This window comes from Pseudomonas sp. B10, from assembly GCF_900156235.1.
Classification (GTDB): Bacteria; Pseudomonadota; Gammaproteobacteria; order Pseudomonadales; family Pseudomonadaceae; genus Aquipseudomonas; species Aquipseudomonas siliginis.
Map to the genome: position 1 here is coordinate 3,072,613 of NZ_LT707063.1, position 15,268 is coordinate 3,087,880.

Genomic DNA, 15,268 nt, shown 5'->3' on the forward strand with positions numbered 1-15,268 from the left:
CACTTCCTACGGTTTTTTTGAAGTTGCTGTTTGCAGATAGTGGTCTGCAACGTCCAGCATTCGGTTGGCAAAACCCCATTCGTTGTCGAACCAGGCCAGGATGTTCACCAGCTTGGGGCCGGAAACACGGGTCTGACTGGCATCGACGATGGCCGAATGTGGGTCATGGTTGAAATCACAGCTGGCGTGCGGCAACTCGGTGTAGGCCAAAAGGCCTTTGAGCGGGCCGCTGGTGGCGGCTTCGCGCAGGATCCGGTTGACCTCATTGGCGTCAGTCGCGGTGGCGGTCTGCATCGTGATGTCGAGGCAGGACACGTTGACTGTCGGCACGCGCACGGCTTTGGCCTGAATTCGCCCGGCAAGTTCCGGCAGCAGGCGCTCGATACCACGCGCCAGACCAGTGGACACCGGGATCACCGACTGGAACGCCGAACGCGTGCGGCGCAGGTCTTCGTCGTGATAGGCGTCGATCACCGGTTGATCGTTCATCGCCGAGTGAATGGTGGTGATCGACACGTAATCCAGACCGATCGCCTGATCGAGCAGGCGCAGCAGCGGCACACCGCAATTTGTCGTACAGGAGGCGTTGGACACCAGCAGTTCGTCGCCGGTCAGGCAGTCCTGATTGACGCCGTAGACGATGGTGGCGTCGACATCCGCTTCGCTGGCCATCGGCTGCGAGAACAGCACGCGCGGTGCGCCGGCGTCGAGAAACCGCTGGCCATCGGCACGGGTGTGGTAAGCGCCGGAGCATTCCAGCACCAGATCGACGCCCAGCGACGCCCAATCGATGCCTTCGGGGGTGGCACTGCGCAAGACCTTCACGCAGTCGCCATTGATATGCAGACAATCGCCTTCAACCCGCACTTCGCCGGGAAAGCGGCCGTGGGTGGAGTCGAAGCGTGTCAGGTATTCGATGCTGGCCATGTCGGCCAGATCGTTGATCGCGACAATTTCAAACCCGGCCTTCGCGCCGCGCTCGAACAACGCCCGCAAGACGCAACGACCAATGCGGCCGTAGCCGTTGAGTGCAACTTTGTAGGGACGCGGTTGAGGCATGGGGTTCTCGATTACCGTGGTGTATCAGGCAGTGCGATGTTGCCCGAACCAACGCTTTCGCGAGCAGGCTCGCTCCCACAGGGAAATGCATTCCAATGTGGGAGCGAGCCTGCTCGCGAAGGCGTCAGCCCGGACAACATAACTGTCAGATTTAGTCTTCCAGCAGCTCTTCAGCCTGACCCAAGATGTTTTCCAGGGTAAAACCGAACTCTTCGAACAATGCCGAAGCCGGCGCCGACTCACCGTAGGTGGTCATGCCGATCACACGACCTTCCAGACCCACGTACTTGAACCAGAAATCGGCGTGGGCCGCTTCGATGGCGATACGCGCGCTGACCTGCAACGGCAGAACCGACTGCTTGTACTCCGCATCCTGAGCATCGAACGCGCTGGTGCACGGCATCGAGACCACGCGAACCTTGCGGCCCTGCTCGGTCAGTTTGTCGAAGGCTTGAACCGCCAGACCGACTTCCGAACCGGTGGCGATCAGGATCAGCTCAGGCTCGCCTGCGCAATCCTTGAGCACATAACCACCACGGCTGATGTTGGCAATCTGGCCAGCGTCGCGTTCCTGGTGCTGCAGGTTCTGCCGGGAGAAGATCAGCGCCGACGGGCCGTCCTTGCGCTCCAGAGCGTTTTTCCAGGCCACTGCCGATTCCACGGCATCGGCTGGACGCCAGGTGTCGAGGTTCGGCGTGCTGCGCAGGCTGGTCAATTGCTCGATTGGCTGGTGCGTCGGGCCGTCTTCGCCCAGACCGATGGAGTCGTGGGTGTAGACGTGAATCACGCGCTTCTTCATCAAAGCCGACATACGTACCGCGTTGCGTGCGTATTCCATGAACATCAGGAAGGTCGCGCCGTAAGGCACCAGACCGCCGTGCAGGGCGACGCCGTTCATGATCGCGGTCATGCCGAACTCGCGCACGCCGTAGTACATGTAGTTGCCGCTGGCATCTTCAGCACTGACGCCTTTGCAGCCTTTCCACAGGGTCAGGTTGGAGCCGGCAAGGTCAGCCGAACCGCCGAGCATTTCCGGCAGCAGCGGGCCGAAGGCGTTGAGAGTGTTCTGACTGGCTTTGCGGCTGGCGATGGTTTCGCCCTTGGCCGCGACTTCGGCGATGTAGGCCGAGGCTTTTTCCGAGAAGTCGGCCGGCAGTTCGCCGCTCAGACGGCGGATCAGCTCATTGGCTTCAGTCGGGAATGCAGCGGAGTAAGCGGCGAAACGCTGATCCCACTCGGCTTCGACCGCGCGGCCAGCTTCTTTGGCATCCCACTCGGCATAGATCTCGGCCGGGATTTCGAACGGGCCGTGGTTCCAGTTCAGCGCCTGACGGGTCAGGGCGATTTCCGCGTCACCCAGTGGGGCGCCATGGCAATCTTCCTTGCCCTGCTTGTTCGGCGAACCGAAACCGATGGTGGTCTTGCAGCAGATCAGCGTCGGTTGAGCGCTCTTGCGTGCGGTTTCGATGGCGGTCTTGATCTCTTCCGGATCGTGGCCGTCGACGTTGCGGATCACCTGCCAGTTGTAGGCTTCGAAACGCTTCGGCGTGTCATCGGTGAACCAGCCTTCGACTTCACCGTCGATGGAAATGCCGTTGTCATCGTAGAAGGCAATCAGCTTGCCCAGGCCCAGCGTGCCGGCCAGGGAAGCGACTTCGTGGGAAATGCCTTCCATCATGCAGCCATCACCGAGGAACACATAGGTGTGGTGGTCAACGATGTTGTGGCCGGGACGGTTGAACTGCGCGCCCATGACTTTTTCAGCCAGAGCGAAACCGACGGCGTTGGCCAGACCCTGACCCAGCGGGCCGGTGGTGGTTTCGACGCCCGGGGTGTAACCGAATTCCGGGTGGCCTGGAGTGCGGCTGTGCAGTTGACGGAACTGCTTGAGGTCGTCGATGGACAGGTCGTAGCCGGTCAGGTGCAGCAGCGAGTAGATCAACATCGAGCCGTGGCCGTTGGACAGCACGAAGCGGTCACGGTCGGCGAACGACGGGTTGCTCGGGTTGTGCTTGAGGTAGTCGCGCCACAGCACTTCGGCAATATCTGCCATACCCATAGGGGCACCGGGATGGCCGCTGTTGGCTTTTTGCACGGCATCCATGCTGAGGGCACGAATGGCGTTGGCACGCTCACGACGGCTAGGCATCGCTGATCTCCTGGGTGTGAATAGACTGAAACGGAAAAAAGGAGGGCATTTTCCCTCACCCATGCGCCTCGGGGCAATGACAGATAGTCATCGGCAGGCGTTTTTCCAATCGATAGCACAGGTTTCGCTTGGTGAAACCTTTCCGCTATTCGTTTGTAGAGACTGCCGTGCGCTGAGAAGTGCCATTTATCGAGCAATATCAAAACTTTTTGATATTGGCCTTGCGGTGCCTTGCCCCCGTCTCTAGACTGCCAGCCCTATGAACTTACGCGTGCCTTCCATTCGCCATGACGATTGCGACGAGCTGGCGGCCCTGTGCAAGGCCGGCGGCGATCCGCTGCGGCTGAATGTATTGCGCGCGCTGGCCAACGATTCGTTTGGCGTGCTGGAGCTGGCGCAGATTTTCGGCATCGGCCAGTCGGGCATGAGCCACCACCTCAAGGTGCTGGCGCAAGCCGACCTGGTGGCGACACGCCGTGAGGGCAACGCGATTTTTTATCGTCGCGCGCTGCCCCACAGCGGATTGCTCGGCGGCAAGCTGCACGCGGCATTGCTGGAAGAAGTCGACGATCTGGATCTGCCTGATGAAGTGCAAGCGCGCATCGTGCAGGTTCACGGCCAGCGTGCCGCCGCCAGCCGGGATTTTTTCGCCCGGGTCGCGGAAAAATTCCGTGCCCAGCAGGATTTGATCGCAGGCCTGCCGCAGTACCGTGACAGCGTGCTGGCCCTGCTCGACAAACTGAACTTCGATGGTGCAGCCACGGCCATTGAAGTCGGCCCCGGCGATGGTGCTTTTCTGCCGGAACTGGCCCGTCGCTTCGGCACCGTAACCGCGCTGGACAACAGCCCGGCGATGCTCGAACTGGCGCGTCAGGTGTGTGAACGTGAACAGTTGGCTAACGTCAGCCTGCAATTGGCCGATGCATTGAACGGCACCAGCCTCAAGGCCCATTGCGTAGTGTTGAACATGGTCCTGCACCATTTCGCCGCTCCGGCCGATGCGCTCAGGCACATGGCCGATTTGCTGCAACCGGGCGGTAGCCTGCTCGTGACAGAGTTATGTAGCCACAACCAGAGTTGGGCCAGGGAGGCCTGCGGTGATCTCTGGTTGGGGTTTGAACAGGACGATCTGGCCCGTTGGGCCACCGCTGCGGGACTCGTTCCCGGGGAAAGCCTCTATGTAGGCTTACGTAATGGTTTCCAGATCCAGGTTCGCCACTTTCAGCGACCGGCTGGCGACACTCACCATCGGTAAATTCAGGAAAACATCGAGATGAGCGAATACTCCCTCTTCACCTCCGAGTCCGTGTCTGAAGGACATCCGGACAAAATCGCCGACCAGATTTCCGATGCGGTGCTGGACGCCATTATTGCCCAGGACAAACACGCTCGCGTGGCTGTGGAAACCCTGGTCAAGACCGGCGTGGCCATCGTTGCCGGTGAAGTGACCACCAGCGCCTGGGTCGACCTGGAGCAGATCGTTCGTGACGTGATTTGCGACATCGGCTACACCAGCTCCAAAGTCGGCTTCGACGGCGCGACCTGCGGCGTGATGAACATCATCGGCAAGCAGTCCCCTGACATCAACCAGGGTGTTGACCGCGCCAAGCCTGAAGATCAGGGCGCCGGCGACCAGGGCCTGATGTTCGGCTACGCCAGCAACGAAACCGACGTTTTGATGCCAGCGCCGATCACCTTCTCGCACCAGCTGGTGCAGCGTCAGGCTGAAGCACGCAAGTCGGGCCTGCTGCCTTGGCTGCGTCCGGATGCCAAGTCGCAAGTGACCTGCCGTTACGAAGGCGGCAAGGTTGTCGGCATCGACGCTGTGGTTCTGTCGACCCAGCACAACCCGGAAGTGTCGTACAAAGACCTGCGCGAAGGCGTAATGGAGCTGATCGTCAAGCACGTACTGCCTGCCGAACTGCTGAGCAAGGACACCCAGTTCCACATCAACCCGACCGGCCAGTTCATCATTGGCGGCCCGGTAGGTGACTGCGGTTTGACCGGTCGCAAGATCATCGTCGACAGCTACGGCGGCATGGCCCGTCACGGCGGCGGCGCGTTCTCCGGCAAGGATCCATCGAAGGTTGACCGTTCGGCTGCCTACGCAGGCCGTTACGTGGCCAAGAACATCGTTGCGGCCGGCCTTGCCGAGCGTTGCGAGATTCAGGTGTCCTACGCGATCGGTGTGGCCCAGCCTACGTCGATCTCGTTGAACACCTTCGGCACCGGCAAGATCAGCGATGACAAGATCATCAAACTGGTGCGTGAAGTGTTCGACCTGCGTCCATACGCGATCACCACCATGCTCGACCTGCTGCACCCGATGTACCAGGAAACCGCAGCCTACGGCCACTTCGGTCGCGCGCCGCAGACCAAGACCGTTGGCGAAGACAGCTTCACCACGTTCACCTGGGAAAAAACCGACCGCGCCGACGCCCTGCGTTCCGCCGCTGGCCTGTAATACCCTGGCTGCAAGAAAGCCCCGCACGGTTCGCGCCGTGCGGGGCTTTTTCATGCCTGACAGATTTTTGAGATCCCTGCGGGAGCGAGCCTGCTCGCGAAGGCGCCCGCTCATGCAACGTCAATTCAGAATCCGGAAACACCTCGAAAAACACCCCCGGTAACGCATTTCGAATCCTCACCTACCCTTCAAATATTACCCCCGAGCAAGGACGCTCAACGATGCTCTTCACACTGCGCCTGTTGCTGGCCTTCCTGCTGGCACTCATCACCCTCGTCAGCCAAGCCAACTGCCCGAACTGGGATCTTTCCCAAGCCCAACGCGAAATCACCACCCTGCAAAACCAGATCGACCAATGGGACGACGCCTATCACCGCGAAGGCCGCTCATTGATCAGCGACGAACTCTATGACCAGTCCCAACTGCGGCTGAAAGAATGGCAAGCCTGTTTCAACCAGCCCTCATCCCCGCAGCCGTTGCGCACCGCGTCCGGCACGGTCACCCACCCCATCGCCCACACCGGCCTGGACAAGCTGCACAAAGTCGAAGACGTCGCCCACTGGTTGCGTGATCGCCAGAACGTCTGGGTGCAACCCAAGGTCGACGGCGTGGCTGTCACGCTGATCTACCGCCAGGGGGTATTGCAGCAGGCGATCAGTCGCGGTGATGGGGTCAACGGCCAGGACTGGACAGCCTCCGCGCGCAGGATTGCAGCCATTCCGCAACGTTTGAGGCAGCCACGGGATCTGCTGGTACAGGGCGAACTCTATTGGCGCCTGAGCGCGCATGTTCAATCACAGTCCGGCAGCGTCAATGCCCGCGCCACCGTCGCCGGGCTGATGGGACGTAAAACACTCGATGTTGAACAGGCTGCCGGGATCGGCCTGTTTGTCTGGGACTGGCCGCAAGGTCCTGTGCGGCTGCCGGAAAGATTGTCCGAACTTCAGACATTGGGGTTCGCCACAACCGAGCCCTATACCCAGCCCGTCACCCGATTCGAAGACGCGCAAAAATGGCGCGAGCACTGGTATCGCTCGCCACTGCCCTTTGCCAGCGACGGCGTGGTGCTGCGCCAGAGCCAACGGCCACCCGCCGAACGCTGGCAGGCTCGCGCGCCGTATTGGGCGATCGCCTGGAAATACCCTTTCGCCCAGGCATTGGCCGAAGTGCGCAAGGTCAATTTCAAGATCGGCCGCACCGGGCGGATCACGCCGGTGCTGGAACTGCTGCCGGTCAGACTCGATGACCGCGAAATCAAACGGGTCAGCGTCAGCTCACTCAAGCGCTGGCAAACCCTCGACATCCGTCCCGGCGATCAGGTGGCAATCAGTCTGGCCGGGCTGACCATTCCGCGCCTCGACAGTGTCGTGCTGCGCACCAGCGAACGGGCGGACATCAACATCCCCGATGCTGGCGACTACCACGCCCTGAGCTGCTGGCAACCGACGCCGGGGTGTGAAAGCCAGTTTCTCGCGCGTCTGACCTGGCTCAGTGGCAAGCAGGGCCTGGCCATGCAGCATGTCGGTCGCGGCACCTGGGAGAAACTTTTGGAAACAGGCCGTCTGAAACACCTGCTGGATTGGCTGACCCTCGATGCGTCAGAGCTTGCTAACATTGCCGGCCTCGGCGAGCGCAGCAGCGCACGCCTGATCCAGAGTTTTCACGGCGCGCGGCAACAGCCGCTTGCTCGATGGTTGAAAGCGCTGGGCATGCCGCCGACCGGACAGGCACAACTGGACGATTCGTGGCAGGCCTTGGCACAACGCGACACTGAACAATGGCAGGCAGAAGCCGGCATCGGCCCGGGACGCGCGGCGCAACTGAGCGCATTCTTTCGCGACCCGCAGGTACTGGCTTTGAGTGAAACCTTGAAAGCCGCCGGAATCGACGGCTTCTGAACCTGCAATCCCCGCCCGGCGGGAACCCAACGGCCGGCCAGACGCTCCAACAGCGCAGTGCCCTCCCACCCCGATTGCCTTTGCACATGGAGCTTTTATGAAATTTCTCGCACCGCTCGCCCTGCTTACTCTTTGCGGCGTCATGGCCGCCCCGGTCATGGCCGAAGAAGACGGCCCGGGCCTGACCGGTTGCGCTGCCAAGAAGCAGGGCATCATCAATCAGATCGAACAGGCCAAGTCGCGCGGCAACATGGAGCAGCAGGCGGGCCTGGAAACCACACTGCGCGAAGTGACCGAACACTGCACCGACGCAGGGCTGAAGAAAGAACGTGAGAACAAGGTGCTTGAGGCCAAGCATGAAGTCAGCCAGCGTCAGGCGGACCTCGACAAGGCCATGAAGAAAGGCGATCCGGAGAAGATCAACAAGCGCAAGGAAAAGCTCGCGGAGTCGCGCAAGGAACTGCAGGAAGCGCTGGACGAGATCGATAAGTAACCAAAGCCCTGTGGCGAGGGGATTTATCCCCGTCCGGCGGCGAGGCCGTCGCAAATTTGGCTAGTCGGGTCCGACTGAAAAAAACCGGTTGTATGGTTTTGGGGCTGCTTCGCAGCCCATCGGGGATAAATCCCCTCGCCACAAGGTACTCACTCGCCACAAGGCACTCAGCAGCTTCAGGAATCAATGATCCCTAAACTCTTTATGGCAAGCACTGCAGGCATCTTCAACTTTCTGCACTGCCGGCCCAAGATTGCTGGCCCTGTACGGCTGAACCTGACTGGCGACCACCAATTCACCGGTAGCCGCTTCAAGGGCGCGGGCCAGTTCCTGAAAACGCGCCTGTTTCTGCCAGACATCGTCCTTGGCGCTGGTGTGATCTTGCTCGCGCACCTGCGGAAAATGCTTCCACGGCTCATGGGCCAACGCATCAAGTCTGACCGCACCTTCGGCAAATTTCGGCCCGTCGAAGGCAATGCGCCCACGCAACATGCCGCCGAGGTCTTCGCTGGTCTTGAGCATCTGCTTGAAGATGACCTTGCGCTGGCCCAGCGGCGAATTCGGGTCGACGCCGCCACAGGCGGACAAGGTCAGACAGGCCAGCAATACAACAGCAATTGGTTTCAGAGTCATGATGGCTTCAGGTCGCGGAAATCGGCGGCCAGTATCCTCGGCTCACCGCCAAACACCAATAGCCCTATTAAAAATACGGGTTGGTCGAGCGCATGGAGCTCTCGGCCAACCGGCACAGGAATCACTCCATGAACAGCCGCTTCACGGCCTGGCGTCACCCGCTTATCGTCACCCTTCCACTGCTCGCCATCCTCGCCGGTTGCACAGGCGGCGACAGCGCCAAACCAAAAACCCATGCGCTGGCCACCTATTCCAGCGCGACCTGGGAAGCCTTGCCCGCGGTCTCCGACAGCGATCTGGTCGCCGGTTTCGGCTCGTGGCGCAGCGCCTGCACACGACTCAAAGCCGACGCAGTCTGGGGGCCGACCTGCGCTGCGGCGGTGAATGTGCCGCAAAGCGCCGCCGAGATTCGTGCATTCCTCAAGCAGAATCTCGATGTCTACGGCCTGCGCGCCGAGAACGACAACCCCAACGGTCTGATCACCGGCTACTACGAACCGGTGTACCCCGGCAGCCTGACGCCCACCGCAACGGCGAACGTGCCGGTGTACGGCGTGCCGGAAGACATGATCATCGTCTCGCTCGACAGCATCTACCCGGAATTGAAAGGCAAGCGCCTGCGCGGCCGCCTCGAAGGTCGCGTGCTCAAGCCTTACGACGACGCGGCGACCATCGAATCCAAAGGCGTGAAAGCGCCAGTGGTCGCCTATCTGACTGATCCGATGAATCTGCAATTTCTACAGATCCAGGGTTCGGGCCGGATTCAGACCGAGGACGGCAAACAGTTGCGCATCGCCTACGCCGATCAGAACGGCCACCCGTACCGGCCGATCGGTCGCTGGCTGGTCGAGCAAGGCGAGCTGAAGAAAGAAGACGTGACCATGAGCGCGATCAGCAACTGGGCCAAGGCCAACCCGACGCGCATTCCGGAACTGCTCGCCAGCAACCCGAGCTACGTGTTCTTCACCCGCAACCCGGACAGCAACGAAGGCCCGCGCGGCTCGCTGAACGTGCCGCTGACCGCCGGCTACAGCGCGGCGGTGGATCGCAAGGTGATTCCGTTGGGCAGTCTGTTATGGCTGTCGACCACCAAGCCGGATGGCACCCCACTGGTGCGCCCGGTCGCGGCGCAGGATACCGGCGGCGCGATTGCCGGTGAGGTGCGCGCGGATCTGTTCTGGGGCACGGGTGATGCGGCCGGGCAACTGGCCGGGGACATGAAACAGCAGGGGCAGATATGGATGCTCTGGCCTAAAGGGGCGGCGTTGCCGCAGGTCCCGCAGGTGGCGGATACACCGAAGCAAAAATCTTAAATTCTTCGTGGCCTGATCCATCGCTTTCGCGAGCAGGCTCGCTCCTACATCTGGAATGCATTTCCATGTGGGAGCGAGCCTGCTCGCAAAGAGGCCGGCAGCAACAGCCGATAATCAGATCGACACAAAGAAGAACGAAGCAATCAGCCCCATCCCGATAAACCACACCACCGAACGCAGTGCAGCCCAGTCAGCCAGGTAGCAGATGATGTACAGCAGGCGACTGGTGATAAACAGCACGGCCAGCACATTGACCGTCACCAGCTGCGCAGTGCCGACCAAGTGGGCAACGATCACCGCAGCGGCAAACGCAGGCGTTACTTCAAAGCTGTTCAGTTGCGCGGCATGGGCGCGACGGGCGACGCCATCGACGCTGTCGAGAAAGTCCCGTGGATCATAATTGTCCTTGAGGCGGAAACCGCCGGTGGCCTTCGCCACGATCGTGCACACGTACGGCAGGAAAATCGCGATCAACACACACCACAGAGCCACTGTCATAACGTCGTCCTTTTTTCGATTGGAGAAATTGGCGAGCGGTCAGAACTTCATCACCAGCATGCCGATCAGCACCTGCCCACAGGCTAAGAGCAGCGCCCGGCCGAAAGGTTCTTTCAGCTGGATATAACACGGCAATTCCAGTGAGCCGTCGATTAGTCAGATTATTGATTCGTCATGTGTCAGCAGCTGTTTATACTGCAACCCACCACGCCGTACTCAGCTGCACACCAAAAACTCCAATAAAAGCTGCCTGCTCCGCTTTCTTCGAAAACGGTCGCTGGCACGCGTATGCCTGATCAAAGCGTCAAGACTACCGACAGAGACCTTGCGCATGCCCCTCGCTTTAATTGCACTCGCCGTTGCCGCGTTCGGCATCGGCACTACCGAATTCGTCATCATGGGCCTGCTGCCCGACGTCGCCCGCGATCTGGCGGTGAGCATTCCTCACGCCGGGCTGCTGATCACCGGTTACGCCCTGGGCGTGGTGTTCGGCGCACCGATCCTGGCGATCGGCACCGCCAATATGCCGCGCAAAGCGACACTGCTGGGCATGACGCTGATGTTCATCCTCGGCAACGTGCTCTGCGCGCTCGCGCCGAACTACGCGACGCTGATGGCGGCGCGGGTGGTCACGGCACTGTGTCATGGCGCGTTTTTCGGCATTGGCTCGGTGGTTGCTGCCGGCCTGGTTGCGCCGAACAAACGCGCGCAAGCCATTGCCATGATGTTCACCGGCCTGACCCTGGCCAACGTGCTTGGCGTGCCACTCGGCACAGCGCTTGGCCAATACGCTGGCTGGCGCTCGACCTTCTGGGCGGTGTCGGTGATCGGCATTGTTGCGGCGCTGGCGCAGTGGTTGTGGCTGCCAAAACACATCGCGATGGACAAAGCCAACCTCGCCAGCGAATTCAAAGTGCTGGGCAAGGCCAACGTGCTGCTGGCGCTGGGCATGAGCGTGCTGGCCTCGACCAGCCTGTTCAGCGTGTTCACCTATATCGCGCCGATTCTGCAAGACATCACTGGCGTCAGCCCCCACGGCGTGACGGTGATGCTGCTGTTGTTCGGCGTCGGCCTGACAGCGGGCAGCATGCTCGGCGGGCGTCTGGCCGATAGCCGCTTGCTGCCGTCACTGGTCGGCGTGGCACTGGCAGTTGTGGTGATTCTGGCGGCGTTCAGCCAGACCAGCCGTGCGGTGATTCCGGCGGCGATCACCCTGGTGCTGTGGGGGATTTTCGCTTTTGCGCTGTGCCCGATTCTGCAGCTGCTGATCATCGATCAGGCGCATGAAGCGCCGAATCTGGGTTCGACGCTGAACCAGAGCGCGTTCAACCTTGGCAATGCAGCAGGTGCCTGGATCGGTGGACTGGTGGTTGCCAGCGGCGCGGATCTGGCGGACCTGCCGTGGACCGGGGCGCTGGTCGGCGTGCTGACGGTGCTGACGGCGCTGTTGTTCATTTACCTGCAACGTCGGCAGGCGAGTGCGGTCAATGTGCCTGGCTGAGACCTCTATTTATCCCCGTTGGGCTGCGCAGCAGCCCCAAAAACCTTCAATCGGGTTTTGTCAGGAATAATCGATAAACCGGATTGCGACGGCTTCGCCGCCGAGCGGGGATAAATCCCCTCGCCACAATGAACTGTGGTGTGTCCCATGTCGCTGTTCGCCCATCAAACCCCTGCGTCCAACCTCCGGTCGCGCTCCATTCACTCTCCATCCAAAGGACCCCGGATGCTTGAACTTGTCGCCGCTTTCATCTGCCTCACCACCCTCCTGACCTTCGTCAATTTCCGCTTTATCGGCCTGCCGCCGACCATCGGCGTGATGGTTACCGCACTGCTGTTCTCATTGCTCCTGCAAGGCCTCAGCGTCCTCGGCTTTCCCGGCCTCGAAGATCGCGTGCAACAACTGATCGGCCAGATCGATTTCGGCGATCTGCTGATGAACTGGATGCTCTCGTTCCTGCTGTTCGCCGGCGCCCTGCACGTCAACCTGAATGATTTGCGCAGTTACCGCTGGCCGATCGGCCTGCTGGCGACCTTCGGCGTGTTGATCGCCACCGTGGTGATCGGCAGCCTGGCCTTCTACATTTTTGCCCTGTTCGGCTGGCACGTGAGTTTCCTCTACTGCCTGTTGTTCGGCGCGCTGATCTCACCGACCGACCCGATTGCGGTACTCGGCGTGTTGCGTACCGCCAACGCTTCGAAGCCACTGAAAACCACCATCGTCGGCGAATCACTGTTCAACGACGGCACGGCGGTGGTGGTCTTCACCGTGCTGCTGGGCATCGCGCAACTGGGCGAAACCCCGACCGTCAGCGCCACGGCCATGCTCTTCGTCCATGAGGCCATTGGCGGTGTGTTGTTCGGCGGGCTGATCGGTTATCTGGTCTATCGGATGATCAAAAGCGTCGAGCAGCATCAGATCACCGTGATGCTGACCCTGGCCCTGGTGATCGGCGGTTCGGCGATGTCCACCGAACTGCACGTTTCGGCGCCGATTGCGATGGTGGTGGCCGGTCTGATCATCGGCAACCTCGGGCGCAATCTGGCGATGAACGACATGACCCGCCGTTATCTGGACGGTTTCTGGGAATTGCTCGATGACATGCTCAACGCGCTGCTGTTTGCGCTGATCGGCATGGAGTTGTTGCTGCTGCCGTTCAACTGGCTGCACATGGCCGCCGCAGGTCTGCTGGCGGTGGCGATTCTGTTGTCGCGCCTGCTTACCGTGGCGCCGGCGATCCTGCTGCTGCGGCGCTGGCGCTCAGTGCCGGCCGGCACCATCCGCATCCTCACTTGGGGCGGTTTGCGCGGCGGTGTTTCGGTGGCACTGGCGCTGGCCCTGCCGCTGGGCCCGGAACGCGATCTGCTGCTGAGCATCACCTACATCGTCGTGCTGTCGTCGATCCTGCTGCAGGGCCTGACCATCGGCAAACTGGTCAAGCACGCGACGCGCAATGAGCCGGCCAGCGTGCCTGAGCCAGCTCACCATTGATCATTTCTTGATCGACTGCGGATCGGGCTTAACAGCCTGATCCGCAGATTCCTTCGGCGCACCGCTTTCGCTGCGAATCTGCGCATGGCTGATCAGCGCGAAGATAAAGCTGCCGCCGATGATATTTCCCGCCAGCGTCGGCCCGGCGAACACCGCCCAGAAATCACTCCACGGCAACTCGCCAGCAAAGACCAGATAGGACACTTCCGCCGATCCGACCACGATGTGGGTGAAGTCGCCCAGCGCCATGAAGTAGGTGATGAGGATAATGATCCACATCTTCGCGCTCTCCATGGAGGGGATCATCCAGACCATGGTGGCGATCATCCAGCCGGAGACGATGCCCTTGGCGAACATCTGACTGGCGCTGTGTTCCATGACCTTGCGGCCGATCTCGAGGAAGGCGACGTCGGTCTTGCTGTCGAAGATCGGCAGTTCCAGCATCACGTACGCGACCAGAATCGTCCCGCAGAGGTTGCCGACCAATACCACTGTCCACAGACGGATCAGTCGCAGAAAATTCTTCAGCGTCGGCTTGGTCATCACCGGCAGCACGGCGGTCAGGGTGTTTTCGGTGAACAGTTGCTGGCGGGCAAGGATCACCGCGAGGAAACCGGCGCAGTACCCGAAGCTGGCGATCACCTTGAACTCATCGCCATCGGGCAGACGCGAATTGAGCAGGCCCATGCCCATCAGGGACAGGCCCATGGTCAACCCTGCCGCCAGCGCCGACCACCACAGCGCGGCAATGCTGCGCTCCAGTTCCTGGTCGCCCTGAGTGCGGATGATTTCATGCAGAACGGCCGCGCGCGGCGGCTGGCTCTTCTCGACTTCGTGCTGCTCCTTGGCCGAGAGGTCGGGGGTCTTTTCGCTGGTGGGGGTGGTCATGGCGTGGCAACCGGTGGGGGGGATGTAGCTACGACCGTTGCGCTTCATGGCTGTTCAGTGGCCAGGCGAATCTCCGCTGAATTGGCAACCGCTTTCGCGAGCAGGCTCGCTCCCACAAGGATCACGCTGTACCTGTGGGAGCGAGCCTGCTCGCGAAGAATGCGCCGCCGATCTTATTGAACAGCTTCGTCATCCTTGAACTGGTCTTTCACATATCTGATCTCGGTCCGCCCGTGCGGCGCCGGCAGGCCGTCTTCGCCGAGGTTGACGAAAACCATCTTCTCGACGGTGAGGATGCTCTTGCGGGTGATCTTGTTGCGCACTTCGCAGGTCAGGGTGATCGAGGTGCGGCCGAATTCGGTGGCGGTGATGCCCAGTTCGATGATGTCGCCCTGGCGCGAGGCGCTGACGAAGTTGATTTCCGAGATGTACTTGGTCACCACGCGCTGGTTGCCCAGTTGCACGATGGCGTAGATCGCCGCTTCTTCGTCGATCCAGCGCAGCAGGCTGCCACCGAACAGGGTGCCGTTGGGGTTGAGGTCTTCGGGTTTAACCCATTTGCGGGTGTGGAAATTCATGGGGGGCTCCTGGGTCGAGGCGTTTGAGCGTTAGGGGTATTGGCCCCCAGCTTCAAGTTTTCAGCTACAAGCTGCAAGTAAAAGCGGATTGGCTTTTACTTGCCGCTTGTAGCTTGCCGCTTGCCACTAGCCGGGCGAAGACCGCTATAATCGCCACCGATTCAGAACGGCTATGCCGTTTTCCCGCCACCTGTCCGAGGGGCGCTGCAGCAGGTTCGACCTGTCAGGCTCGGATGGGGCGTTGACCGGCTCACGCCGGACACTAAACGCACAACGGCGCCCATTCGCATACTTTACGAATGG

The 15,268-nt window shown here is 61.0% G+C and carries 13 protein-coding genes and 1 riboswitch; of the genes, 7 read left to right on the forward strand and 6 right to left on the reverse strand.

The features are described from left to right. Positions 1-6: 6 nt before the first annotated feature. Both epd and tkt read right to left on the reverse strand, forming a co-directional pair. Entirely contained in the window at positions 7-1,059 is a 1,053-nt protein-coding gene (epd, locus tag BXA01_RS13945) for an erythrose-4-phosphate dehydrogenase (RefSeq protein ID WP_024014621.1), read from the reverse strand. Between the two features lie 151 nt (positions 1,060-1,210). Continuing rightward, entirely contained in the window at positions 1,211-3,208 is a 1,998-nt protein-coding gene (gene tkt / locus BXA01_RS13950; protein ID WP_024014622.1) for a transketolase, read from the reverse strand. Between the two features lie 259 nt (positions 3,209-3,467). On the opposite strand from tkt, the gene BXA01_RS13955 reads away from it, so the two are divergent. The 4 genes from BXA01_RS13955 (at position 3,468) to BXA01_RS13970 (ending at position 8,063) form a co-directional block, all read left to right on the forward strand. Further along, positions 3,468-4,463, forward strand: a complete 996-nt coding sequence (locus BXA01_RS13955) for an ArsR/SmtB family transcription factor (protein ID WP_076564411.1) — start codon at positions 3,468-3,470, stop codon at positions 4,461-4,463. Between the two features lie 18 nt (positions 4,464-4,481). Next, entirely contained in the window at positions 4,482-5,672 is a 1,191-nt protein-coding gene (metK, locus tag BXA01_RS13960) for a methionine adenosyltransferase (RefSeq protein WP_076564412.1), read from the forward strand. 221 nt (positions 5,673-5,893) lie between these two features. After that, the gene (ligB, locus tag BXA01_RS13965) at positions 5,894-7,570 is read left to right on the forward strand and encodes an NAD-dependent DNA ligase LigB (RefSeq protein ID WP_076564413.1); all 1,677 of its coding nucleotides are present in this window, start codon (positions 5,894-5,896) and stop codon (positions 7,568-7,570) included. 97 nt (positions 7,571-7,667) lie between these two features. After that, complete coding sequence (locus BXA01_RS13970) at positions 7,668-8,063, forward strand: DUF1090 domain-containing protein (RefSeq protein WP_076564414.1); 396 nt, start codon at positions 7,668-7,670, stop codon at positions 8,061-8,063. 183 nt (positions 8,064-8,246) lie between these two features. On the opposite strand, the gene BXA01_RS13975 is transcribed toward BXA01_RS13970, so the two are convergent. Beyond that, positions 8,247-8,696, reverse strand: a complete 450-nt coding sequence (locus tag BXA01_RS13975; protein WP_076564415.1) for a c-type cytochrome — start codon at positions 8,694-8,696, stop codon at positions 8,247-8,249. A gap of 128 nt (positions 8,697-8,824) precedes the next feature. On the opposite strand from BXA01_RS13975, the gene mltA reads away from it, so the two are divergent. After that, on the forward strand, positions 8,825-10,009 hold the full coding sequence (mltA, locus tag BXA01_RS13980; protein ID WP_076564416.1) for a murein transglycosylase A: 1,185 nt from the start codon (positions 8,825-8,827) through the stop codon (positions 10,007-10,009). A 114-nt stretch (positions 10,010-10,123) separates the two neighbouring features. Here the strand turns inward: mltA and BXA01_RS13985 are convergent, their stop codons facing one another. Continuing rightward, positions 10,124-10,507: an MAPEG family protein gene (locus tag BXA01_RS13985; protein ID WP_039757593.1), complete on the reverse strand. Its 384-nt coding sequence runs from the start codon at positions 10,505-10,507 to the stop codon at positions 10,124-10,126. Positions 10,508-10,838: 331 nt separating this feature from the next. On the opposite strand from BXA01_RS13985, the gene BXA01_RS13990 reads away from it, so the two are divergent. Both BXA01_RS13990 and BXA01_RS13995 read left to right on the forward strand, forming a co-directional pair. Then, positions 10,839-12,008, forward strand: coding sequence for an MFS transporter (locus tag BXA01_RS13990; RefSeq protein ID WP_076564417.1), 1,170 nt, complete (start codon positions 10,839-10,841; stop codon positions 12,006-12,008). Positions 12,009-12,233: 225 nt separating this feature from the next. Further along, positions 12,234-13,499: a cation:proton antiporter gene (locus tag BXA01_RS13995; protein WP_016772774.1), complete on the forward strand. Its 1,266-nt coding sequence runs from the start codon at positions 12,234-12,236 to the stop codon at positions 13,497-13,499. Here BXA01_RS13995 and BXA01_RS14000 read toward each other — a convergent pair whose 3' ends face one another. Both BXA01_RS14000 and BXA01_RS14005 read right to left on the reverse strand, forming a co-directional pair. Beyond that, a complete protein-coding gene (locus BXA01_RS14000) occupies positions 13,500-14,387 on the reverse strand; it encodes a formate/nitrite transporter family protein (protein ID WP_041476959.1) in 888 nt (295 codons plus the stop codon). 173 nt (positions 14,388-14,560) lie between these two features. Continuing rightward, complete coding sequence (locus BXA01_RS14005) at positions 14,561-14,965, reverse strand: acyl-CoA thioesterase (RefSeq protein ID WP_042561508.1); 405 nt, start codon at positions 14,963-14,965, stop codon at positions 14,561-14,563. Between the two features lie 190 nt (positions 14,966-15,155). Further along, a riboswitch (S-adenosyl-L-homocysteine riboswitch) is annotated at positions 15,156-15,254 on the forward strand. Positions 15,255-15,268 lie beyond the last annotated feature (14 nt).